The organism is Halonotius sp. F2-221B, from assembly GCF_046719765.1.
Classification (GTDB): domain Archaea; phylum Halobacteriota; class Halobacteria; order Halobacteriales; family Haloferacaceae; genus Halonotius.
In genome coordinates this window covers 143,773-165,145 of record NZ_JABEBY010000003.1, presented here as the reverse complement: position 1 = coordinate 165,145, position 21,373 = coordinate 143,773, and the positions used below count along the sequence as shown (strand labels likewise).

Annotated in this window: 23 protein-coding genes; 10 read left to right on the top strand and 13 right to left on the bottom strand. The window is 63.1% G+C overall.

Translation table 11 applies throughout. The features are described 5' to 3' along the window. The first annotated feature begins 144 nt into the window (after window positions 1–144). Window positions 145–2,136, top strand: a complete 1,992-nt coding sequence (acs, locus tag HKK80_RS03215) for an acetate--CoA ligase (RefSeq protein WP_411798171.1) — start codon at window positions 145–147, stop codon at window positions 2,134–2,136. A 44-nt stretch (window positions 2,137–2,180) separates the two neighbouring features. Here acs and HKK80_RS03210 read toward each other — a convergent pair whose 3' ends face one another. Beyond that, window positions 2,181–3,101: a MinD/ParA family protein gene (locus HKK80_RS03210; RefSeq protein ID WP_411798170.1), complete on the bottom strand. Its 921-nt coding sequence runs from the start codon at window positions 3,099–3,101 to the stop codon at window positions 2,181–2,183. Window positions 3,102–3,223: 122 nt separating this feature from the next. On the opposite strand from HKK80_RS03210, the gene HKK80_RS03205 reads away from it, so the two are divergent. Then, entirely contained in the window at window positions 3,224–4,903 is a 1,680-nt protein-coding gene (locus tag HKK80_RS03205) for an ATP-binding protein (RefSeq protein WP_411798169.1), read from the top strand. Window positions 4,904–4,936: 33 nt separating this feature from the next. Here HKK80_RS03205 and HKK80_RS03200 read toward each other — a convergent pair whose 3' ends face one another. Together HKK80_RS03200 and HKK80_RS03195 are read right to left on the bottom strand one after the other, a co-directional pair. Continuing rightward, the gene (locus HKK80_RS03200; RefSeq protein WP_411798168.1) at window positions 4,937–5,206 is read right to left on the bottom strand and encodes a DUF5816 domain-containing protein; all 270 of its coding nucleotides are present in this window, start codon (window positions 5,204–5,206) and stop codon (window positions 4,937–4,939) included. A 102-nt stretch (window positions 5,207–5,308) separates the two neighbouring features. Further along, window positions 5,309–5,626 (bottom strand): cox cluster protein, encoded by a 318-nt coding sequence (locus tag HKK80_RS03195; protein WP_411798167.1) that lies wholly within the window; start codon window positions 5,624–5,626, stop codon window positions 5,309–5,311. On the opposite strand from HKK80_RS03195, the gene HKK80_RS03190 reads away from it, so the two are divergent. Further along, a complete protein-coding gene (locus HKK80_RS03190; RefSeq protein ID WP_411798166.1) occupies window positions 5,619–5,813 on the top strand; it encodes a hypothetical protein in 195 nt (64 codons plus the stop codon). The genes HKK80_RS03195 and HKK80_RS03190 overlap by 8 nt on opposite strands. A 14-nt stretch (window positions 5,814–5,827) precedes the next feature. Here the strand turns inward: HKK80_RS03190 and HKK80_RS03185 are convergent, their stop codons facing one another. Both HKK80_RS03185 and HKK80_RS03180 read right to left on the bottom strand, forming a co-directional pair. Continuing rightward, the gene (locus HKK80_RS03185) at window positions 5,828–6,334 is read right to left on the bottom strand and encodes a hypothetical protein (protein WP_411798165.1); all 507 of its coding nucleotides are present in this window, start codon (window positions 6,332–6,334) and stop codon (window positions 5,828–5,830) included. Between the two features lie 51 nt (window positions 6,335–6,385). Further along, window positions 6,386–8,158, bottom strand: coding sequence for a cbb3-type cytochrome c oxidase subunit I (locus HKK80_RS03180; protein WP_411798204.1), 1,773 nt, complete (start codon window positions 8,156–8,158; stop codon window positions 6,386–6,388). Between the two features lie 262 nt (window positions 8,159–8,420). On the opposite strand from HKK80_RS03180, the gene HKK80_RS03175 reads away from it, so the two are divergent. Next, window positions 8,421–8,993, top strand: a complete 573-nt coding sequence (locus tag HKK80_RS03175) for a hypothetical protein (protein WP_411798164.1) — start codon at window positions 8,421–8,423, stop codon at window positions 8,991–8,993. A gap of 6 nt (window positions 8,994–8,999) precedes the next feature. On the opposite strand, the gene HKK80_RS03170 is transcribed toward HKK80_RS03175, so the two are convergent. From HKK80_RS03170 to HKK80_RS03150, 5 genes are read right to left on the bottom strand one after another with little or no spacing between them, the layout of a single operon-like run. After that, window positions 9,000–9,731 carry a DUF2103 domain-containing protein gene (locus HKK80_RS03170; RefSeq protein ID WP_411798163.1) on the bottom strand — a complete coding sequence of 244 codons (732 nt, stop codon included), beginning with the start codon at window positions 9,729–9,731 and terminating at the stop codon, window positions 9,000–9,002. Between the two features lie 55 nt (window positions 9,732–9,786). Further along, window positions 9,787–10,986, bottom strand: coding sequence for an anion permease (locus tag HKK80_RS03165; RefSeq protein WP_411798162.1), 1,200 nt, complete (start codon window positions 10,984–10,986; stop codon window positions 9,787–9,789). A gap of 30 nt (window positions 10,987–11,016) precedes the next feature. Then, window positions 11,017–11,493, bottom strand: coding sequence for a DUF6691 family protein (locus HKK80_RS03160; RefSeq protein ID WP_411798161.1), 477 nt, complete (start codon window positions 11,491–11,493; stop codon window positions 11,017–11,019). Then, window positions 11,490–11,981, bottom strand: coding sequence for a YeeE/YedE family protein (locus HKK80_RS03155; RefSeq protein ID WP_411798160.1), 492 nt, complete (start codon window positions 11,979–11,981; stop codon window positions 11,490–11,492). The genes HKK80_RS03160 and HKK80_RS03155 overlap by 4 nt, the downstream gene beginning before the upstream one ends. Window positions 11,982–11,989: 8 nt before the next feature. After that, complete coding sequence (locus HKK80_RS03150) at window positions 11,990–13,183, bottom strand: MBL fold metallo-hydrolase (RefSeq protein WP_411798203.1); 1,194 nt, start codon at window positions 13,181–13,183, stop codon at window positions 11,990–11,992. 270 nt (window positions 13,184–13,453) lie between these two features. On the opposite strand from HKK80_RS03150, the gene HKK80_RS03145 reads away from it, so the two are divergent. Together HKK80_RS03145 and HKK80_RS03140 are read left to right on the top strand one after the other, a co-directional pair. Beyond that, window positions 13,454–13,699, top strand: coding sequence for a sulfurtransferase TusA family protein (locus HKK80_RS03145; protein WP_411798159.1), 246 nt, complete (start codon window positions 13,454–13,456; stop codon window positions 13,697–13,699). Window position 13,700: 1 nt separating this feature from the next. Beyond that, window positions 13,701–14,273 (top strand): DsrE/DsrF/DrsH-like family protein, encoded by a 573-nt coding sequence (locus HKK80_RS03140; protein WP_411798158.1) that lies wholly within the window; start codon window positions 13,701–13,703, stop codon window positions 14,271–14,273. A gap of 180 nt (window positions 14,274–14,453) precedes the next feature. Here the strand turns inward: HKK80_RS03140 and HKK80_RS03135 are convergent, their stop codons facing one another. Beyond that, window positions 14,454–15,698, bottom strand: a complete 1,245-nt coding sequence (locus HKK80_RS03135; protein ID WP_411798157.1) for an FAD-dependent oxidoreductase — start codon at window positions 15,696–15,698, stop codon at window positions 14,454–14,456. A 206-nt stretch (window positions 15,699–15,904) separates the two neighbouring features. Here HKK80_RS03135 and HKK80_RS03130 point away from each other — a divergent pair, with 206 nt between their 5' ends. Both HKK80_RS03130 and HKK80_RS03125 read left to right on the top strand, forming a co-directional pair. After that, complete coding sequence (locus HKK80_RS03130) at window positions 15,905–17,596, top strand: FAD-dependent oxidoreductase (RefSeq protein WP_411798156.1); 1,692 nt, start codon at window positions 15,905–15,907, stop codon at window positions 17,594–17,596. 79 nt (window positions 17,597–17,675) lie between these two features. Further along, entirely contained in the window at window positions 17,676–18,251 is a 576-nt protein-coding gene (locus tag HKK80_RS03125) for a DUF1684 domain-containing protein (RefSeq protein WP_411798155.1), read from the top strand. A gap of 12 nt (window positions 18,252–18,263) precedes the next feature. Here HKK80_RS03125 and HKK80_RS03120 read toward each other — a convergent pair whose 3' ends face one another. Further along, window positions 18,264–19,145 (bottom strand): ZIP family metal transporter, encoded by an 882-nt coding sequence (locus HKK80_RS03120; protein WP_411798154.1) that lies wholly within the window; start codon window positions 19,143–19,145, stop codon window positions 18,264–18,266. Between the two features lie 178 nt (window positions 19,146–19,323). Next, window positions 19,324–19,713, bottom strand: coding sequence for a CopG family ribbon-helix-helix protein (locus HKK80_RS03115; RefSeq protein WP_411798153.1), 390 nt, complete (start codon window positions 19,711–19,713; stop codon window positions 19,324–19,326). A gap of 105 nt (window positions 19,714–19,818) precedes the next feature. On the opposite strand from HKK80_RS03115, the gene HKK80_RS03110 reads away from it, so the two are divergent. Continuing rightward, window positions 19,819–20,655: a hypothetical protein gene (locus tag HKK80_RS03110; protein ID WP_411798202.1), complete on the top strand. Its 837-nt coding sequence runs from the start codon at window positions 19,819–19,821 to the stop codon at window positions 20,653–20,655. A 299-nt stretch (window positions 20,656–20,954) separates the two neighbouring features. Next, window positions 20,955–21,185 carry a hypothetical protein gene (locus HKK80_RS03105; RefSeq protein WP_411798152.1) on the top strand — a complete coding sequence of 77 codons (231 nt, stop codon included), beginning with the start codon at window positions 20,955–20,957 and terminating at the stop codon, window positions 21,183–21,185. Window positions 21,186–21,373: the final 188 nt, after the last annotated feature.

Here is a 21,373-nt window from a genome sequence, read left to right as displayed (position 1 = left end):
ATGCTTATTAGTTATTATATTAAGATCTTGCGACACCTGTTGATAGATGTATAGGTTGGCTTCGGCCGGTCGCCGACCCGATTCAGATCGGTCGAAATCGGGTGGGTAGATTTATCATGGATAATCAACTGAAATCAGACACCAATGGCTGATCCTGATGTCGAACTCGAAGCCAGACTCGCCGAACAGGACTCCTTCGAACCGCCCGCTTCGTTCGTCGAGCAGGCGAACGTCACCGACCCCGATATCTACGACGAGTTTGCGGCCAACTGGCCGGACTGCTGGACAGCAGCGGCCGACATGCTGGAGTGGGACACCGAATATACCGAGATCCTCGACGACAGCAACCCGCCGTTCTACGAGTGGTTTGCCGACGGCGAGCTGAACGCTGCCGCCAACTGTCTCGACCGCCATCTCGACGAGCGCGGCGACGAGGCCGCCATCGAGTGGGTCGGCGAACCGACCGACGAGGCAAACCGCACCTACACCTATCGGGAGCTTCATGACGAGGTCAACGCCTTTGCCGCCGCCCTCCGCGCCCAGGGCGTTGAGGAAGACGACATCGTCACGCTGTATATGCCGATGATCCCCGAGTTGCCGATCGCCATGCTGGCGTGTGCCCGGATCGGCGCGCCCCACTCCGTTGTCTTCGCGGGCTTTTCGGCCGATGCTCTGGCGACGCGGATGAACGCCGCCGACTCCGAACAGCTGATCACCTGTGACGGCTACTACCGCCGCGGCGATCCGCTGAACCACTTCGAGAAAGCAACCGAGGGACTGGCCGGCGTCGACCACGACACCGACACGATCGTCGTCAACCGCCTCCCCGACGATGATAGCTTCGATCACGATCTTTCGGGCCACGACACCTACGCCGACCTCGTCGCCGCCCACGACGACGAGACGGTTGACCCCGTTTCCCGCAGCGCGGAGGATATGCTGTTCCTGATGTACACTTCCGGAACGACCGGCCAGCCGAAGGGGGTCAAACACACGACAGGTGGTTACCTCTCGTGGGCGACGTGGACCTCGCATGCGGTGCTCGACATCAAACCCGCGGATACCTATTTCTGTGCGGCCGATATCGGCTGGATCACCGGCCACTCCTACATCGTCTACGGGCCGCTCGCCTTGGGCACGACGACGATGATGTACGAGGGGACGCCGGATTATCCCGACCGCCACCGCCTCTGGGAGATCATTGAGGAGTACGAAGCCAACCAGCTGTACACCGCGCCGACGGCGATCCGCTCGTTCATGAAGTGGGGCACGGAGTACCCTGACGCCCACGACCTTTCGAGTCTCCGGCTGCTCGGCACCGTCGGCGAGCCGATCAACCCACGCGCGTGGAAATGGTACTATCAACACATCGGCGACGAGTCCTGCCCCGTCGTCGACACTTGGTGGCAGACCGAGACCGGCGGGATGATGCTGACGACGCTGCCGGCGATCGGTGAGATGAAACCCGGTTCCGCGGGGCCGCCGCTGCCGGGGGTCAGCGCGGACATCGTCGACGTTCGCGGTAGCCCGGTCGGGGCTGGTGAGGCCGGCTATCTCGTCGTCAACAAACCGTGGCCCGGCATGCTGCGCACGCTGTACAACAACGACGACCGCTTTATCAACGAGTACTGGCGGGAATACTCACAGGTCGACAGCGACGAGTCGGCCGACTGGGTATACTTCCCCGAGGACGGCGCGAAACTCGACGAGGATGGCTACTTCACCGTCCTTGGCCGTGTCGACGACGTGCTCAACGTGTCGGGCCACCGCCTCGGCACGATGGAGATCGAATCCGCGATCGTCGGCGTCGAGGGTGTCGCCGAGGCCGCCGTCGTCGGCGGCGACCACGAGATCAAAGGCGAGGCGGTGTACGCCTACGTCATCACCGAGGACGGCTACGAGGAGGACGACACGCTCCGCGATCGGATCATTGAGGGTGTCGAAGACGCCATCGGCCCGATCGCCCGCCCCGAGAAGGTTGTCTTCACGCCGGAGCTCCCGAAAACCCGCTCGGGGAAGATCATGCGCCGCCTCTTGGAAAACATCGCCAACGACGACGAGCTTGGTGATACGAGCACGCTCCGCAATCCCGAGATCGTCGACGACATCCAGACGGCCGCACGCGGCGACGACTAACTCGCGGGCTGCGGCGACGACTGAGTCGGTGCTGCTACCGCCAGCTACTCGCCTTTTCGCTTGACGAACTCGAAGCCGTTGTCGTCGGGATCGCCGGTCGACAGCTCGTTGCCCTCAAGCGGCTTGGTCGTCCCGCCCATCCCGTCAGGATCGGCCTCGGCGGCGTTTTCGACGATCTTCTCGGCGTTCTGTAGATCGGCGACACCACCCATCCCGAGGACGGTGTCGTCGTCCCCGTCGTCCGCCCCACCTGCCGCGTCGGTGAGGACGAGGCTGTCGGCGATCTCCTGGTACGCCGTTGCCGCCGGGCTGTCGGGGTCGAACAAACAGACCGGTTCGCTCATATCCTGGGCGGCGGCGACCGTTCCATCCTCCGGGACGACGCCGACCAGATCGGTTTCGAGAAACGTCGCCAACCGCTCGGGCGGCGGCGCGCGCCCGGAGCCCGCCCGGACGAAGACGACGCCCATCACCTCGCCGTTGACGCGACCGGCGAGCTCGATGGTCTTCTTGGCGTCGCGGATCGCGGCAACCCGGGGTGTCGAGACGATCAGCACCTCATCGGCCAGCCGGAGCGGGTAGATCGTTTCGGGGCTGACGCCGGCTGCGGTATCAAGCAGGACAAAGTCGTAGGCCGGCCGGAGGCTGCGGATCACCGGCGCGAGGGCAGCGACGTTGATCGCGTTGAACCCGGCCAGTTCAGTGCCGGAGGGCAACACGTGCATCCGGTCGTCGATCGGATACAGAGCCTCGGTTGTTGGCGCGGTTCCGGATAACACGTCGTGGAGGGTGCGGTCGGGCTCAAACTGCAGGAAATCGATGATGTTCGCCATCGCAAGATCGAGTTCGACGACGGCGACAGTTTGGCCGGTCTGGGCCAACGCGACCCCGAGATTGATCGCGGTCGTCGTCTTGCCGACCCCGCCTTTTGCGCCTGCGACTGCGATGACTCTCCCCTCACCCATAGTCGCCTTTCACACCGACACCGGTATAAATCATGTCATTAATATGTTGGCTATCGGGATCGTCCACCGGTCGCCGCGACCAACAAGCGTAAACCGGCGGTATCGGAACACACGCCCACCCGATGGCGTTCGATAGCCTGCCGGTCGTGGCCCTCCTTCGTGTGAGCGCGCTGGTGAGCCTGCTGGCCGTCTTCGCTCACATCCTCCGGTATCGATCGACCCCGGTCGCCCGACCTGTTGTCCTCCTGGTGGGTTCTCAGACGCTCTGGGCAACGCTCGTGTTGGGGCCGTCGATCCTCGGTGTTGACGCCTCGCTCCCCGTTTTCGGCAGCGACCTTCGCGGGCTGGCGATCACCGCCGCCGCCGTCGCCGGCCCGATCCTGTGGCTGCGATATACCCTCGCGTTTACCGGCCGCAGCGAGCTGGTGACCCGCCGCCGGGAGCTGCTGGCGGCGACGCCGATCGCCCTGCTGCCGACGCTGATCGTGATTCGGGAGGCCGCCGGCGAAGCCGCCCCCGACAGCCTCGTCGGGCTCTACTGGCTTGTGGTCATTCTGGTGGTACTCGGCCTGATCGGCTCTCTCGTCGTTGGCTGTTACCTGCTCGTCCGGCTTGCCCGCCGGTATCGACAGGTCAGCTACCGCCAGGTTGCCGTCCTCACGATAGCCCTGCTCGCGCCGTATCTCATGGCGTTTGCCAGCCGGATCAGCCGCCCGACGGCCGGCGGTGACACTGTTGACTATCTGCCGGTCGATGTGACCTTCCTCGGCTTTGGTGTCGCCGCTGTCGGCGTCGCGGTCGCCGTCGATCGCTACCAGGTGTTTACGGCGTTTCCGGAGACCGACGCCGTCGCCCGCGATGAGGTGCTGGAAACGCTTGCGGTCGGGCTGTTCCTCATCGACACCGACGACCGGATCCTCGATGCCAACGCCGAGGCCAGCCGGATCGTCGGCAGCTCGGCTGAGACGATCATCGGCCAAGAGTTGGGTGCGGTGTTGCAGGGGATCACCCCGTTGCCGACCGACTCACCGACGCGGCTCTCCCTGGCTACGGCCGACGGTCACCGTCGTTACGAGGTGACGATCGACGCCGTTGCCGACGGCGAGGAGACCACGATCGGGCGAACGGTGCTGCTGCGGGATATCACCGACCGCCAAACGCGGGAACAACAGCTTGCCGTGCTCACCCGCGTGCTGCGACACAATCTGCGGAACGATCTGGATACGATCCTCGCTCACACCGAAGAGATCGAGACCGACACGCTCCGCGACCGGATCGCAACCCAGATCGAACACACCCAGCGGACGGCGACGAAGGCGCGTGCGGTCGAGACGGTGCTGGAGGCCTCCCAACAACAGCGACAGGCGGTTGCCCTCGGTGAGACTGTCGACTCGGTTGTCGGCTCGCTCCGTGAGACATACGACTGTGAGCTCACCGTTCAGATGCCGGCGACGCTCCGGGTTGTCTCTCATGAGCCGCTGCTCAGGCGGCTGCTCACCGAACTGCTCGAAAACGGGATCGAACACACCGACGCCGACCGCCCGCGCGTCGAGCTTGCGATCAGCGTCGACGACGGCGTCGTTCGCATCGAGATCAGCGACGACGGGCCCGGCATCCCGGCCCACGAGTTCGATGTGCTGGAGGCGGGCAGCGAAACTCCGTTGCGCCACGGCTCGGGGATCGGTCTCTGGATCGTGACGTGGATCGTCGACTATCTCGGCGGCGACCTCAGCTTCGAGTCGACGGCGGAGGGGAGTATGGTTCGCGTGCTGCTGTCCGGCACGCCGATCGTCGACGCCTAATGGTGTGATTGATCTCTGTGTGCTGGGGCCAACTCAGAGATAGGCGGCGTCCCACTGTGCGGCCTTCCGGCTGTTGTCACACTCCGCACAGTCGAGTCGCCCCATCGGATCCATTCCGACCGCAAGGCTGCCGCAGGCCCCGCAGATGTAGCCGTACCGATCGGTGCGGTCGCTGTCGGCGTAGACGACATAGAAGGGCGCGACCGAGCCGTCGGCACGCTCGTTGTACGCCGCATATCCGGTGCCGTCGGCCGTCCGTACCGCGGCGGTCAACACGTCGCCGTCGCCGGCATCGACACTCATGCACAGTTCTATCATGTACAATTACTAAAGATACACGCGTCACTCAGAGAACTGGACATATGTTTGGGTCGGACACTGCCGCCGGCTGTTTTCGGCCTGCGATTACTCGTCGTTTTCTTCGGTGGCTGGTGTCGATTCCTCCGCTTCGGTCGAGCGATTCCGTGTCGGCTCCACGTCGTCAACCCGGTCGGCGACGACGGTGACGGCGATCAGTAGCACCCCAAGGATCAGCGCGATCGTGAGCGCGCCGTAGGCCGCCAGTCCGAGCCGGGTGGCCGGAAACGGGATGAGAAACAGAAACCGGGGCGGCTCGATCTCGCCGACGACGCCCGCCGCGAGGTAGCCGGCAACCCCGGTGAAACAGACGATCACGCCGTAGAGGGCGACGACGAGCCGCCGACCGCCGACGTTTGTGGCCATACACCGCGTGGGGGCGGCACGCAGTTACCCGTTTCGTCCGATCGATGTTGTTCCGGTTTCCTCCGACCGATGTCGTTTTGAGGTCGGCAGCCTAACTCTCGGTATGGATGACAGCGACCTGCTCGGCCTCGTTCTCGGCGGGATCGCGCTGATGATGTTTGTGACCGGCATCGTGCTGGTGATGTAGTCAGCCCACGGCAGTTAGCCCTCAGCAAGCAGGCGATCACGGAACGCTGTGGCTGCGGCCTCATCGACAAAGGTGAGGACGAACTGGCCGCTCCACCCGCCGCCCGCCATCTCCGCTGCGAGCTCGGCGTTGATCCCGAACTGATTGATCCGCTCGCCATCGAGGGTGATGGTGATCGTTGCCGCCTCGTAGCTGCTATCGAGGTCGACAGCGGCGGCTGTCTGGGTGACCGATTCAGTTCCCGCCGCCGTGAGTTCGATCGGTACCGATGGCCCAGTCTGTGGCCGTGTTGAAACGGCACCGACACGCGCGATGTCGGCGGTCGTAAACAACGTCCGGCTGTCGTCGCCGACTTCGAGTGTTGCCTCCAGTGCAGCATCGTCAGCGATCTCGGTCGACCCACTATCCGTCGTTGTCTCTTCGTCGTCACTCGCTGACCCTGTCGGCTGTCCCAGACAGCCGGCGACGCTGCCGGTGGCGAGCACTCCGCCGGATGCGAGACTCGCTTCTCGTCGCAGCATATCACCCCCTCAACAGCTAACGGTGAAAAAAGACCGTGTCGGTCGCGCCGATCAGGCGTCGCCGTCGCGTTCGTCGTCGACCGTCTCTGCCTCATCGGCCGGCTCGCCGCCGTCGGTTGCGACATCCTCGTCGCCGCCGTCGGTGGCGATCTGCGTGTCGAGTTTCTGCTCGAACCACTGCCATTCGACGGTGCGGACGTTGTCCTGGCGGAGGTTCCACGGATCGCCGCTTTCGACGCGTTTGCCCTCAAACCACGAGGAAACCATGTTGTACAGCCAGATGATCTGGCCGATCAACAACAGGACGGCTCCGAGCGTGGCGACCTGGTGGAGCGTCGCAAACTCCGGGAGGTAGGTCGCGTACCGCCGCGGCATGCCGCCGTAGCCCAGCAGGATCATCGCCAGGAACGTGATGTTGCTGCCGACCATCGTGAGCCAGAAGTGGGCCTTCCCGAGGCTGGCCTGGTACATCCGGTTGGTGACAAGCGGGAACCAGTAGTAGATGCCCGCAAAGCCGGCGAAGGCGATCGCACCCATCACGACGTAGTGGAAGTGGCCGACCACGTAGTAGGTGTCGTGGAGCACAAGGTCGATCGGGATCGACGCGAGGAAGACGCCGGTGACGCCGCCGATGATGAAGTTCGAGATGAAGCCGATACAGAATAACATCGGCGTCGTCAGCCGCACCCGGCCGTTCCACAGCGTCGTAATCCAGTTAAACGTCTTCACCGCCGAGGGGATCGCAATCGCCATCGACACCGCCATGAACGATGCCCGGACGCGGGGGTCGATTCCGGTGGCGAACATGTGGTGGGCCCAGACGCCGAACGAGAGGACGCCGATCGCCAGCGTGGAGTAGACGACGAACTTGAAGCCGAATAACTTCCGGCCGGCAAACCGCGGGAGGACGTAGCTGACGATCCCCATCATCGGCAACACGAGGATGTAGACCTCAGGGTGGCCGAAGAACCAAAAGAGGTGCTGCCAGAGGATGTTGCCGCCGTCAGTCAGGAAGAACGCTGTTCCGAGGTTGCGGTCAGCCAACAGCATCAACAGCGCGCTGCCGAGCAGCGGGAACGCAAAGAGGATCAGCCCCGACTGGGTGAGGATCGTCCACGAGAAGATGTCAAGATTGGCCCAGGAGACCTCCTCACCGCGTTGGGTGAAGATGGTGGCGATGAAGTTGATCGCCCCCATCGTTGCGGCGATCCCCGAGAGATGGAGGCCAAGCAGCATGAGGTCGACGCCGGCCCCGCCGACGGCGTCAGCACTCGGCCCAGCGGCCCCAAGCGACAGCGGCGTGTACATCGTCCAGGCCGTCTGAGCAGGCCCGAACAGACCCAGTGGTTTGGCGAAAAAGCCCGCCCAGATCAGCAGCGCCGCCGGCGGCAACAGCCAGAAGGCGATGGCGTTGATCCGGGGAAACGCCATATCGTCGGCCCCGATGATCAGCGGGATGAGATAGTTGGCAAACGCAGCGATGATCGGCGTCCCAAAGAGGAACAGCATCGTGATCCCGTGGCTCGTCAGCAGGGAGTTGTAGGTTGCCGTCCCGAGCAGCGAGTTGGCGGTGATGAGATCCAGCCGCATAATCACGACCATCAGCCCGCCAACCGCGAAGGCGATAATCCCGTACAGCCCATAGAGGATGCCGATATCCTTGTGGTCGACGGTCGTCAGCCACCGGACGATCCCGGCCGGTTTCTCTTCGTCGATGTAGCCGGACTCCTCGATGAACGAGCCCCCGCCGCCGACAGGGGTGTACGACCGCCAGTTCTCGATCCGCGTGAGGAACGTGGCGACCGCGACGAGGAACACCCCCATCAGCACGGTCAGCGCGATCTGCGCGTTGAGTTCCATACAGTTGGTATGGACATCGCACCCTAAGAATGATTCGGGTTTGGGGGCGGTGTGGGCGACCGGCGTCGCCGTCACCGCGGTGTGATCGTCGGCTCGTGTCTCCCGCTGTCTGCTGGGTGCAACGGTAGGGTGTCAACATGACACTGAGACAGAGTAAATAGTGATCTACAATCAGACTTATCTACTTGCTGATTCTATACCCAGCTAGCCGCGGGGGGACTGATAGATGGGGGTCAAACAGCTGTTAAAGGATTACGAGGATCGGTTTCCGGATGGAACCATCCCTGCGATCTCGCTTGTTATCGTCGATCCAACCGATCGCTCCTTCGAATCGGTCATCGAGACGCTCACAACCCATCTTGCGACCGGGTTCGAAAACACGCACCTCCTGAACACCGCGGATGTTCGCTACCGGGTTCGGCAGTGGAAACAGCTCTGTGTCGAGCTCAAGGGGCTTTCCACCCAACAGCTGCAGCTTCGAAAATACAAAGCCGGCGAGACGAGCCAACCCGACCAACCAGCCGCGACCGAGGGCCGCGCGACGCGCCGACAAACCTGTGTCGCCGAAGGATCGGTCACGGCGTACACCCTTCCGGCCGGCTCGGTTGCGATCGTGCTCCGACGGGCCCCGCTGTCGACAACGAGTGCATCCACCCGCTACCGAGGCAGCTTTGAGGTGTTTTTCGCCGACAGCATGACCGACTTCTACCGCGGAAAGCTGAAGCCGCTGGGCTGGCGGTGTCCACGCGACAGCCCCAGCCGGGGTCGACAGTCGAGACAGCCGCGCCGCTCGAAGTGAGTCCGGCTATTTGAGTTCGGCGTCCTCCAAGGCCTCGTTGAGCGCCGCCCGGACGCGCTCGCCGGTTTCCAGATCCGGTGCGGTCGTCACCAACCGGTTTTCTTGGACGCTGGAGCCATCCCGCAGCAGCATCCGGACGTTGCCGTTGTGGTCGGCGCGGGTGATCTTCGCGCGAAGACTGCTCTGTGAGCCCGTGCCGCCGGCATCGATCGGCCCGGGGATGATCTTCTTGATATGTGGGTGGTCGGCGACGATGCTGATGGCGTTGCGACCGGCCCGATCACCGATGATCGTCGAGTGGCTCCCGCCGATCTTTTCGCGTGGCGGGATGTCGACGACCGCAAGCGATGACTCGCCGCGGCGGTTGCGCACCGTCTCGACGGGATTCTCGTCGGGTACACGATAAAACTCGTAATGCAGTTGTTTGCGGGTCTCCCGCAGCGGGTCGCGCTCGCCGGCAGCAAAGACCGTTTCTGGCCGTTTCCGGCGGATCTCGTCGGCGACCCGGCCGGCGAAGTTTCGGAGTTCGACGACGGTGGCGCGATCGTCGTGGGTGTCATCAACTTCGGGAACCGTTGTGATCGTTGTCTCGCCGACGATTGTTTCGTCGTCGAGCATCGTCAGCGTCGCTGCATCGCGCTCGAAGACGGCGACGACGGCATCGCAGTTGGCGGTGTCACAGACCAAACAGTAATCGCCCGGCCGATCGAGATCGGTGTGACACTGCCGGCACTCCATGGCTGTCTGTATCCCGTGGAGCCTAAAACGCCGTTCGGTTGTGGCTGCCGGTCGATCACGCGAGCGGGGTCGACGACGCCACCTGAAGCCCGGCCATCACGCCGTAGCCGACGACAAAGGATAGCCCAAGGGAGCCGGCCCACGCGCCGACAGTGACCAGTAGTTTTCGAGGATCGACTGCCGATCCCCCGCCGACGGCTGCACCGCCGCCGACGATCCCGCTGACGATGATCTCGTTGAACGAGACCGGCACGCCCAACAGCACCGCCACCTGTGCGATCAGAAACGCCGGGACGAGCGCGGCGATCGACCGCCGGGGGCCGAGATCGGAGTAGTCCTGGGCGAGTGATTTGATCATCCGTGGCGCGCCGAGCCACGAGCCCGCGAGTATGCCGATTCCACCTCCGGCGAGGATCACCGCTGGCGAGAGGGCACCGACCGTCGCAAACAGCGGCAACAGCGGCCCGACCGCGAGTCCAACCTGACTGCCGCCAGCCGAAAAGGCGACCAGCGAGCCCAACACGAGCAGGACGTGTCGCAGCCCACCAGCCTCATCGCGGCTGATATCCCAGCGAACGAGTGCGGCGATCACCACGGCGACCGCAACTGAGACGCCGGCGGTTGTCACGACCCCGCCGCTACCGAGCTGTCGGCCAACCGCGCCCGTGAGCGATCCCATCGTGCCGCCGGGGCCGAGAAACGCGAACTCGACGTTTGCGAGGACGACGCCGACCACAGCGGCCAACACGGGGACGGTGACCGTCTCGGGAGCGTCTGGCCGCGGCAACACGCTGGCGATCCCGTAGGCGATCCCGCCGCCGACGATCGGCGTCAACACCCAGACGGCACCGATCTGCTGGTAGGTAGCCCAGGCGGGCGCGCCCCCAATCGCCAGCCCGACGCCGACGACCGCGCCGGTGACGGTGAAGGCGGTGGCGATCGGATACCCTGTGCGGATGCCGACGGCCATCAGCCCGGCCCCGACGAGCAAGATCACGATGACGCCGACCGCGGGGATCTCAACGCCGCCGATCAGGCCACCCCCGACGGTCGCCGAAACGTTAGCCCCTTGGGTGATCGCGCCGGCAAAGCCGAGCAGGCCGACGATGAAGGCGGCCTGCATCGTCGGGATGGCGTTGGCCCCGACCGCCGGCGCGAAGGGGGTCGCGCCGCTTGAGCCGGCCCCGATCACCCACGCCATGAACAGACTGGCGAGTCCAGCGACGAGAAACAACGCGATAGCTGCAAGTTCCATGAATTGTGAGAGAATCGTGTCGTGCAGCCGTTAGTCAGCACTCGCGGCTGCGGCATCGGACTGTGCGGTGCGACTCCGCCAGACGCCTTGGGCGTACGCGCCGATGAACATGCCACCGATCGCCCACAGGATCGGGAGGTTGCCGACGCCGAGGCTGGCGTAGCCCGCGCCCGGACAGATGCCCGACAGCCCCCAGCCGACGCCGAAGATGCCGCCGCCGATCAACACGTTGCGATCGAAGGATTTCAGCCGGCGACCGAAGCCGTCACCAGTCAGCGGCGCGCGGTCAAACAGCCGCGGGACGACCACATAGGCGAGCCCGGTGACCGCCGCGCCGCCGAACATGACAAACAGCAGCCCGAAATCTTCGAACTGCAGGAAGTCCAAGACGACCTCCGGGCGGGCCATATGGCTGTAGCCAAGCCCGAAGCCAAAGATCACCCCGCCGACGAGGATCAGCGGCATGAACAGGGGATGGCGGCCCTCGTTGCCCCCGGCGGTGCTCATGGTGTCACCCCCAGTGCGGCGACGACTTGGGCGGTGATGATCGCGGTCAACAGGAAGGCGAGCACGCCCGCTATCGACGTTTTCGACGCCGAGCCGACGCCACAGACACCGTGGCCGGAGGTACAGCCCTTCCCGATTCGGGTGCCGACCCCGACGAAGATGCCGCCGACGAGCAGTCGCCATGGGGCCACCTCGGTCGTCCACGCGCCGCCCTGATAGATGACGGCGTAGACAGCCGCCCCAAGGATGATCCCCAGCGTGAAGACGAGCCGCCAGTCCCGCGATCGGACATACCGGCTGAACCGCGGGCGGTCGGAGACGTACGACAGCGTCGACTCAAGGAACGTACTCGCCCCGGCGTTGATCGCGGTGCCGGCGTAGATCGCGGCCGCGCCGAGCCCGACGAACAGTCCGCCAATGGCATACCGGCTGATCCCGTTGGGGAACAGCTCGGCGAGCGTCTGGAAGACGAGAAGGTCGGCGACCATCGGTCGGCTTAGTCCCCCGCCATCGACTCTTGGCTGGCCGCGCAGTTGTTCGGGCCGAGCTCAAGGGTGAAGGCTTCCTCGTCGTCGGCCGTCTGCTGGCCGAGGTTGGTTTCGATGATATCGATGTAGTTGGCCGGCCGGGGCGGCATATCCGCGAGAATCTCGTCGACGAACTCCTCTTTCGGCAGCGTTAGGGCGTCCATCTCCTCGACAAGCTCGCCGATTGGTGCGGTGTAGGTGCCGTCGGCGGCTGGCTCGGCGGCGTCGCTGAAGTGTGCCCCGCCGATCAGTGTGTCATCGGGCAGCGTCAGCACGCGCTCCTGCAACGAGTCGTACAGCATCCGGGCGGCGTCAGGCGCGCCCTCGTCGCCCTCTTCGAGATCTGGCCGGGCGACGCTTTCGATGAACAGCCCGTCGCCGGTCGCCAACAGCGAGTCGTCGACGAGATAGGAGGTCATGCCTGTGGTGTGGCCCGGGGTGGCGACCGTCTCGATGGTCGCCTCGCCAACCTGGAACTCGTCGCCGTCGGCGGCGGTCGTTAGCTCGTCGGCGTAGGTGACGCCGCGGTCGACAGCGGCCTCGGGGATGACGCCTTCGACGCCTTCCGCGTCGAGGGTACGAATCCCGCTGATGTGGTCGGCGTGGATGTGGGTGTCGAGCGCGTATTTCAGGTCGACACCAAGCTCGTCGGCGTCGTCGAGATAGCGGTCGGTGAACGCGCGTAGTGGGTCGATCACGGCCGCCTCGCCGTCGTCGTAGACAAAGTAGCCGAGGCAGCCCGAGGAGGGGCGTTGATACTGTAGGAGGGTGCCGGCGCCATCGTAGTCGGTGACCTCGACGGCGTCATAGAGCCGTGCCCAGCCGTTCATCCCCTCGTCGAGGTGGATCGCGTCGTAGTCGCGTTCGAGGAGGGTGCCGGCGACATACTCGCTGGCACCACCCTTCGCACAGAGGACGACAAGCTCGCGGTCGTCAGGGATCTGGTCGAGGACAGCGTCGTCGATCTCCTCGTCGAGGAACTCGAAGTATGGGATGTTGATCGACTCGACGCTCTCGTCGTCGATATGCCACTCCTCGTATTCGGAGGCCATCCGCACGTCGAGGATGGTGACCGCCTCGCCGTCGTCGATCCGGGCTTTCAGCGTTTCCGGCTCGATACTGCTCACGTCTGCGTCCGGGGTTGGAAAGTCGTCAGCGTCCATGTAAGACATCACTCTCTACAGGGTGGGGATACAAAAGAGTTTGTATAGTAATTCTCAATACATACAATATAGATGATCACACCAGTTACGGCGAGAACGGCCGTGAAAACGTCAAATTCGGGAGGAATGGCATCTAAATTCACCTTTCCATGCACGCAAGCGTGGGTGTGACGGCCGCAGTAGTTTGAGAGATGCACACTAATCGGTATTCTTTTATATCCTGCTCCAATATTGTAGTGTAACTCCAATACAAACGGAGTCCACACACACATGAGCGTAACCTACGACATTACCGAGACGCTTGACGTGAAGGGTGAATCGTGTCCAATGCCGGTCGTCAAAACAAAATCCGCCATCGACGACGTGCCGGAAGGCGGCGTTCTTGAGGTGCTGTCGACCGACAAGGGCAGCATGAGCGACATCGACGGCTGGGCCGCCGGCACCAGCGGCGTCGAGCTCTTAGAGCAGGTCGAGGACGGCGACGTGTACAAACACTACGTCGAGAAGACGGCCTAATATGAGTACCGAGCCATCCAGCACCGCCGACGGAACGCAACTCAGCGCCGCCGAGCTCCAGGCCCGCGTCGAGGAGCTAGAGGAGACCGTTGCCGACCTCGAAGCCGACGACGACCAACAGAAGATGACGATCGTGGCGACACAGGGCAGCTTCGATATGGCCTACCCGCCGTTGATCTTGGCGAGCACCGCTGCCGCCTTCGGCTGGGATGTCGTCGTCTTCCATACGTTTTGGGGGCTCGACATTCTCCACGAGGAGAAGTCACAAAACCTCCAGCTGTCGGCGGTCGGCAACCCCAACATGCCGATGCCGAACGCGCTGGCGGCGCTGCCGGGGATGGATCGGCTCGCCACGCGCATGATGCAGTCCCGGATCGACGACAACGGGACGGCGACCATCGAGGAACTGATCGACCTCTCCTTGGAGCAGGGCGTCGAACTCCAGGCCTGCCAGATGACCATTGAGCTGATGGACTACGACGAGGACGACTTCTACGACGACGTGACCGTCGGCGTCGGCGCGGCCACCGCGCTCCAGCACATGGCCGAATCCGATATTCAACTGCTGGTCTAATCCAGCCACCGCGCTTTTGCCAGCGGTTGCAACAGGATCGCCGCCGCCGGGAGACCGACTATTTTGTGCTGCGCTTCCAAACGGCGTCGCTATTCGATCACCGTCTCGAAAAAGGACGACTACTGCGTGTCTGAATCGCCTCTGCTTCTCTAACAGCTCGACGACAGCCGCGCCGACCGCTTAGTCGTCAGCCGGCGACAGCCGATCCGCGGTGGCGACGGTGTCTGCGTCGGCGATCCCGGCCGCGCTGAACTCATCGACGAACGCATCGAGGAGTTCGGGATCGTCGGCGCCGATGAGTTCCTGCTCGGCGGTCGTCGACTCGGCGTCGACGCCCACCCGCTCGGCGACCAGATCGCTCGTCGATTCGGCCATCTGCCGGTAGGTCGTGAGCTTGCCACCGACCGCGCTGACGAAGTTTTCGACCCCGTCGTTTGCGTGGTCAAGCCGGAAGAAGTCCCGTGAGACATCGCGGCCGTCACCGGCCCCGTCGTCGGGCGCGTACAACGGCCGGACACCCCACCACGTCCGTCGTTCCGGCGCGTTCTCGACGGGTGGCAACAGCTCCGCGCTCTTGGTGCGGAGTTCGTCGATCTCCGCGGAATCACGGTCGTAGTCGTCTGGGTCGTCGATCGGCACGCTCGTCGTCCCGAGGATCACCTCCGAGTCGTGTGGGACGACGATGTCGGCGTTGCTCGGTTCGCGGGCGCGGTTCAACACCACGTCGAGTTCGTCGTACGCGACGGCGGTCATCGCCCCCCGCGAGAGGAACATGTTGATGTCGACGCCGGCCATCGCCCCGATCTTGCCGGCCCACGGCCCGGCGGCGTTGACGACGTACTCGGCGCTGATCTCGTCGTTGACCATCCCGCCGACGGATACACTGGTGATCCGGCCGTTCTCGACGGTCATCTCCTCGACCGGCGCATGCGGGTAGATGCTTGCCCCGTGCTCGCGGGCGTCCGCCGCGTTCATCGCAACCAGACGGGCGGGGTAGGTGATCGCATCGGGGACGGTGAAGGCCCGCTCGACATCATCAGGGAGGCCCGGCGCGCGTGCCTTCGCCGCTTCACCGTCGATGACCTCGGTTGGAATCCCGATATCCTCGCAGGCCTCGCGCTTCCGATCGAAGTACGCGGGGTCGTCGTCGCCGAGTTGGACGAACAGCCCGCCGGTCTCCCGTACCGCCTCGCCGGCGATCGCTTTGAGGGTCCGGTTTTCAGCGATACTCTCCTCGGCGCTCGGGCGGTCAGTTTCGGCGTAGCGCGCGCCGCTGTGGAGCAGCCCGTGTGACCGGTCTGTCGTCCCGCTGTCGAGGCCATCGCGGTCGACAAGCGTCACATCAACCCCGCGCAGTGCGAGGTCGCGGGCGATCCCGGCTCCGGTCGCGCCACCACCGATGACCAGCACTGTTGTACGTATCATACAATTCTATCTTGTTTATGCAACCCTAAAACAGTTTCTTCGGTCTCATAACGAGGCTATAGCAAATTACATGTTTACAAAATCCACAATACAACTGTCGAGATAGGGTGGACGGCGTGCGTTGGTTGTTCGACTGTTGGTTGCGGTGTTCCTTCTGGCTGGGAAAACGAGGGATGTTTATACGGTCTTGTACCCTCCATACACCCATGGTACAGCAGTATGTGATTGTCGGTGGTAACGCTGCCGGAATGAGCACCGCGACGCGGCTGCGACGACTCGACGAAACCGCCGAGATCATCGTCCTCGAACAGGGCGAGCACGTCTCGTATGCGAGCTGTGGGCTGCCGTATCACCTGAGCGGCACCGTCCCGGAGGAACAGCTCGCGGTGATGGGTGTCGACCAGCTGAGTGCCGCCTTCGATCTCGATATCCGCACGGGCGTCACGGCGACGGAGATCGATCCGGACGCCGCCACCGTCTCGGTCACCGACGCCGACGGCGAGGCGATGACGATCGCCTACGACGACCTCGTCGTCGCAACGGGCGCCGAACCGCTCGTGCCGCCGATGTTCGATCTTGACGAACTGGAACACTGTCACACTCTCCGCACCGTCTCGGATGCGACAGGCATCCGCGAGGCGGTCGCCGACGCCGAGCGCGCACTCGTCATCGGCGGCGGCTACATCGGGCTCGAAGTCGCCGAGAATCTCCATGAAGCCGGCCACGACGTGGTCGTCGCCGAGCTACTCGATCAGGTGATGCCGAACACGCTTGGCCCGGAGATGGCGGCGATGGTCGAGTCCCACCTCCGCGACGAAGGGATCGACCTTCGACTGGAAACCGGCGTCGACGACCTGACCGAATCTGGTGACGGGACGGTCGTCGCCACGATGGACGACAGCAATCACACCTTCGACCTCGTCGTCGTCGCCACCGGTGTCACCCCCCGAACGGAACTGGCCGAATCGGCGGGCGTCGACCTCCACGACAGCGGCGCGATCGCCGTCAACGAGCGAATGCGAACCTCGGTGGCGGCGATCCATGCGGTCGGCGATGCGGCCGCACCCCCAGCGGCTCGCGCCGACGGGAACGCGTGGGTGCCGCTCGGCGGCCCGGCCAACCGCATGGGTCGCGTCGCGGCCAACGATATCGCGGGCCACGACGACCAACTCGATCCCGTCTTGGATACGGCGATCGCCAAGGTGTTCGACCTCGATGTCGGCACCGTCGGCGACACCGCCGCGACACTTGACGAGCGCGGACAGGCCTACGAGGCAGTCTATACGAGCCAGCCGAATCATGCCGAATACTACCCCGGCGCGACCGAGATCCAGTTCAAGCTCCTCTTCGATCCCGACGATGGGACGCTCTTCGGTGCCCAGGCCATCGGCGAGGACGGCGTCGACAAGCGAACTGACGTGTTGGCGACGGCTATCGCCCACGACGACACCGTCTTCGATATTCGGGATTACGATCTGGCGTACGCCCCGCCGTACTCGGCCGCGAAGGATCCGGTCAACATGCTGGGGATGATCGGCGCAAACGTCGTGGAGGGCGTCGCCGACATCGTCCACCTGGATGAGTTCCTCAACCAGAAGGACGACGCGACAGTCATCGACACCCGCCCACCCGAGATGCGCGAGGCCCAGGGCTGGATCGACGGCGACGAGAACGTTCCGCTCGGCAAACTCCGGGACTGGGCTGCCGACGCCGACCCCGACGACGAGGTGTTCACCTACTGTAAGATCGGTAAAAGCTCCTACATGGCGACCCGGATCCTCGCGGAACACGGCATCGAGGCGAGCAGCCTCACCGGCGGCTACTACCGCTACGAGGCCGCGGTGGGCAACGACGAAGCCGACGCCGCCGACACCGAACCGGTGACAGCAGAACAGTAACCGCCGTCACTGGAGCCGCCTCGGGCTATCCTGGTTCACTGCCAGTAGCGTTATTGTGTTAGAGAAACAATATTGATGTATGGAAGCAGAATCACCGCCTGAGGGATGGGCCGACAACATCAGACGGCAGCGCGAGGCCAAACGCGATCAGTTTAAGAACTCGCCGAGATCGCCACTGCCCGATGAGCAGCGCGGCGCGTCGTTTCCGGGCCTTGCCTACTACGAGCCCGATCCAGCCTATCGCTTCGTGCTACCGCTGGAGGAACACGAGACGAAAGAATCGGTCACCGTCGAAACGACAGCCGACGGCGAACAGACGTATCTCCGGTGGGGCGCGTTCAGCTTCGAGATCGACGGTGAAACGTATACCCTGCAGGCGTACCGACCGGATCGGGAGGCAGACCGCTTCTGGGTGCCGTTCCGCGACGCAACGAGCGGCGAGACGACCTACGGAGCGGGTCGATATCTCGATCTCGAACCTGACACCCACCGCGTCGACGACGGGTGGATTCTCGATTTCAACGCGGCGTACAATCCGACGTGTGCCTACAACCACGCCTACGAGTGTCCGATGATTCCGCCGGAAAACTGGCTCGATGTCCGCATCGAGGCCGGCGAACAGGACTTCCCCGGCGAGCCTGCTGAGCCTCGCTGACCGTCCAGGTGGTTAGACAACGACAAGCCACGCAGCGACGACGGCTGCCGCCCCGCCGAGTGAACTCACCGCGGCGTGGGTGCGCAGCCGATCCTGGAAGCGGTGGGCGTCGCTGTCGCCTGCAGCGTCGACGGGGCACGTGTCACTGCCGGCGGTACACTCCGGCAGGAGATCGACGGCGACATGGAGGAAGACGCCAGCCCCGAAGCCAAACAGGAGGCCACGTAGCATCGGCGACGGCGACAACCCGGTCATTCCGACCGGCAGCGCGATCAGGCCGACAGCCGCCGCCGGCAACAGGAGTGTGACGACCGACCGATCCCGGTCAGCCAGCCGGCGGGCGGCGGCGTAGCCGGCCGGTGCCTTGTGTGAGACAAGGGCGACGCCGAGAATCGATGTCAGCGATGGCATCGCGGTGTAGATGGCCCCGATGATCGCACCGGCGGCCAGCGCATGGACGGTCAGCTCCGCGGCCGTCTGTTCGATCGGGAGGTTGAGATGCGTGAGACGGTGGCCGAGTGCGTGGCCGACGTAGCCAGCCAGGAAGCCGGCCGCGATCCCAAGGCTCCCAAACCGCCCGTGTTGGCCGAGCGCCTGCGGAATCAGGAACAGCGCGGCACTGGTCACCATCGCGCCGCTGGCGAGACCGTACCCCCAGACGGTTTCGACGGGCTGGGCCGTCTGGGCGGTTCGCGCCCCCAGTGGCGCGCCGATCGCCATCGCGGCGAAGGCCACCCACGAGATCGCCAGGAGCTTCCATGTGACCCCGACGCTGTAGGCGAGCACGGAGAGCCCCCCAAGTGCCACAACGCCGGCGACTCCGACTGCCCGTTCAGGGGTGGCGTGTGTTCGCTGTGCTGTCTGCACCGACGATAGTATTTGTTGTATTGTCATTGCTCTACATTAGTAACTACGCACTGGTTATTATTAATTCATGTGGCGACACACAGCGATCCGTGGAAATCGATTCAGCGCGGTAAGAACGTGATTTCAACTACCATACATTTTTATCCTATACTTATTGCTGCGCGTATGTCTATATAGAATCGAGAATTACTACAATACTAACCCTCTACTCGTCTCGAAGAATCATGAGCTTCACGCGATTTACCCCATCGAAGTCACGAAGGTCGTAGGTGAGTTCTCGCACTCGCCCACCGGCTCCGTGACAAAACAGGGATTCGAGACACCACTCGCCTTGGTGGGTGTGGCTCGTATTGCTGATCACGTCCTGATAGCTGTGTTGCACCCCGTGGAGTTCCTCGATCACCTCGTGGTGACGGTAGTCGAAGGCGATAAGCGCGATCACGTCCTCGCTGAGTCTCTCAAGTCGAGAATGTGATTCGATATACTCTTGGATCGCCTCACGTACCGCCCGGGATCGGTTATCTAAGCCTTCCTCCTGCCAGACCTCATCGAACTCCGCGACAACGCTATCGGGGATGTTGAAACTCGTTCGCATACGATCACCTCCGAGAGCCGGACACAAGAGCCTGCGTATGATGTTCCCCCCGATCGGGTATTAACAACCGTTATTCGGCGTTCTCGCCGAGCGACGAATATGACGATGATCCCAGGAGACGCCGTCGGCCTGCTACTCGGTTCGGTCGCACTCGGTGCTGTCCACGGCATCGAACCCGGCCACGGATGGCCTGTTGCCGCCTCCTACGCGTTGGATCAGACGAACAAGTGGCTCTCCGGCTTGGCGGCGAGTCTGCTTATCGGCGTCGGGCATCTCATCAGTAGTCTTGCCATGGTCGGCGTGTTCTTTTATGCGAAATCCTACTTCAGTCTCACACAGGTCAACGATCCACTCACCGTGCTGGGTGGTGTCCAGATCGGTGGCCCGGTCAGCCTGATTGCAGGAGTACTTCTCATTGGCCTTGGGATTCGGGAGTACCGTCACGGGCACTCTCACGGCAGTACCGGTCACGAACACGCCCACGACGACCATTCCGCCCACGAGTCGGAGAGCCATGCCGGAGCCGGCCATACCCACGACACCCACGATGAGCATTCACAGTCACCGGCCGACGACGGCCTCACTGCGCGGCTAACACGCGCGCTCCCGGTCGTCGGTGGAGATGAACACACTCACAGTGGCTCCACTGACGTTGCCGAACGTGGACTGTTCGGGATTGCGTGGTTTGCCTTCCTGCTTGGGTTCGCCCATGAGGAGGAGTTCGAGATCATTGCCCTCTGTGCTGGCTCGAATCACTGTCTCTCGTTGATGAGCGCGTACGCAATAACCGTTATCTGTGGTATCGTCGGGTTGACGATGCTGCTGATTGCGGGCTATCAACACCACGAGGAGACCGTCTCACAGTACACGCCGTACCTCCCGGTTGTCTCCGCTGCCGTGCTCATCATCATGGGTCTTGGCTTCATTGCCGGCGTGTTCTGACTCTGAGTGTTGTCTACTCCACCGTCTGCTGTCGATTCGCCCGGCATATGCGTTCGAAACCGGTGTCGCAATGCTGCTCTTCTTCATGATGGCTCTCAGGGATGTGTCCCCCGCTGTCCGCCCCCCGGCGACTGCTCTCTGGCAACCTCGGTGCTCGGCAATCTAAAGATAGTCTTGTGTCTAAATCACAAGAATATTTATATCATGACTTACTTCCTATACTAATACGTTACGACGAAAATATATTTTTGGGAAAGCAAAAAAGAGTTTATTTTATCTATACCCTTTGAGTAACTGCAATGGTAGTCGAAGCTGACGAACTACAGGCGGAACTCGAATCGAAAGGTGAACTGATGCTTGCCGTCTCGGAGTTTGAGGAGCCACTGGAGATGCATCTCCACGATACGGAGATCAGCGATGATACTGTTCGGATCGAGTTGACCGACGGTGTCCTCACGTTCGACGTTGAGGAGGTCGTCTCGATGTGGCACCACACCCACTCGCTTGCGGATTTCGGCCTCGAAGACTGATCGCTGCCGGTTTCACCATACTTTCTTTCCGCCCTTCCAGCCACGCATACGTACCGGTTCTATTAGTCGTTTTTCTTATATGTATGTGGAAAAACGCGGTTGATTTTTTTGTGGGTGGCGATACTCCGCTGTACAGCCGGTTTCCTGCCGATTTGTGTTCTGTTGCCTATATTCCCATCTGTCGGGAA

Excerpts from the sequence above, each read along its gene's own strand:
- acs (WP_411798171.1), top strand. The coding sequence starts at position 145 with ATGGCTGATCCTGATGTCGAACTCGAAGCCAGACTCGCCGAACAGGAC.
- HKK80_RS03115 (WP_411798153.1), bottom strand. The coding sequence starts at position 19,713 with ATGCGAACGAGTTTCAACATCCCCGATAGCGTTGTCGCGGAGTTCGAT.
- HKK80_RS03195 (WP_411798167.1), bottom strand. The coding sequence starts at position 5,626 with ATGGCCACAAACGTCGGCGGTCGGCGGCTCGTCGTCGCCCTCTACGGC.
- HKK80_RS03110 (WP_411798202.1), top strand. The coding sequence starts at position 19,819 with ATGATCCCAGGAGACGCCGTCGGCCTGCTACTCGGTTCGGTCGCACTC.
- HKK80_RS03135 (WP_411798157.1), bottom strand. The coding sequence starts at position 15,698 with ATGATACGTACAACAGTGCTGGTCATCGGTGGTGGCGCGACCGGAGCC.
- HKK80_RS03140 (WP_411798158.1), top strand. The coding sequence starts at position 13,701 with ATGAGTACCGAGCCATCCAGCACCGCCGACGGAACGCAACTCAGCGCC.
- HKK80_RS03185 (WP_411798165.1), bottom strand. The coding sequence starts at position 6,334 with ATGCTGCGACGAGAAGCGAGTCTCGCATCCGGCGGAGTGCTCGCCACC.
- HKK80_RS03175 (WP_411798164.1), top strand. The coding sequence starts at position 8,421 with ATGGGGGTCAAACAGCTGTTAAAGGATTACGAGGATCGGTTTCCGGAT.
- HKK80_RS03160 (WP_411798161.1), bottom strand. The coding sequence starts at position 11,493 with ATGAGCACCGCCGGGGGCAACGAGGGCCGCCATCCCCTGTTCATGCCG.
- HKK80_RS03200 (WP_411798168.1), bottom strand. The coding sequence starts at position 5,206 with ATGAGTGTCGATGCCGGCGACGGCGACGTGTTGACCGCCGCGGTACGG.
- HKK80_RS03105 (WP_411798152.1), top strand. The coding sequence starts at position 20,955 with ATGGTAGTCGAAGCTGACGAACTACAGGCGGAACTCGAATCGAAAGGT.
- HKK80_RS03180 (WP_411798204.1), bottom strand. The coding sequence starts at position 8,158 with ATGGGGGTGTTCCTCGTCGCGGTCGCCACGTTCCTCACGCGGATCGAG.
- HKK80_RS03150 (WP_411798203.1), bottom strand. The coding sequence starts at position 13,183 with ATGGACGCTGACGACTTTCCAACCCCGGACGCAGACGTGAGCAGTATC.
- HKK80_RS03170 (WP_411798163.1), bottom strand. The coding sequence starts at position 9,731 with ATGGAGTGCCGGCAGTGTCACACCGATCTCGATCGGCCGGGCGATTAC.
- HKK80_RS03165 (WP_411798162.1), bottom strand. The coding sequence starts at position 10,986 with ATGGAACTTGCAGCTATCGCGTTGTTTCTCGTCGCTGGACTCGCCAGT.
- HKK80_RS03155 (WP_411798160.1), bottom strand. The coding sequence starts at position 11,981 with ATGGTCGCCGACCTTCTCGTCTTCCAGACGCTCGCCGAGCTGTTCCCC.
- HKK80_RS03145 (WP_411798159.1), top strand. The coding sequence starts at position 13,454 with ATGAGCGTAACCTACGACATTACCGAGACGCTTGACGTGAAGGGTGAA.
- HKK80_RS03125 (WP_411798155.1), top strand. The coding sequence starts at position 17,676 with ATGGAAGCAGAATCACCGCCTGAGGGATGGGCCGACAACATCAGACGG.
- HKK80_RS03205 (WP_411798169.1), top strand. The coding sequence starts at position 3,224 with ATGGCGTTCGATAGCCTGCCGGTCGTGGCCCTCCTTCGTGTGAGCGCG.
- HKK80_RS03120 (WP_411798154.1), bottom strand. The coding sequence starts at position 19,145 with ATGACAATACAACAAATACTATCGTCGGTGCAGACAGCACAGCGAACA.
- HKK80_RS03130 (WP_411798156.1), top strand. The coding sequence starts at position 15,905 with ATGGTACAGCAGTATGTGATTGTCGGTGGTAACGCTGCCGGAATGAGC.
- HKK80_RS03210 (WP_411798170.1), bottom strand. The coding sequence starts at position 3,101 with ATGGGTGAGGGGAGAGTCATCGCAGTCGCAGGCGCAAAAGGCGGGGTC.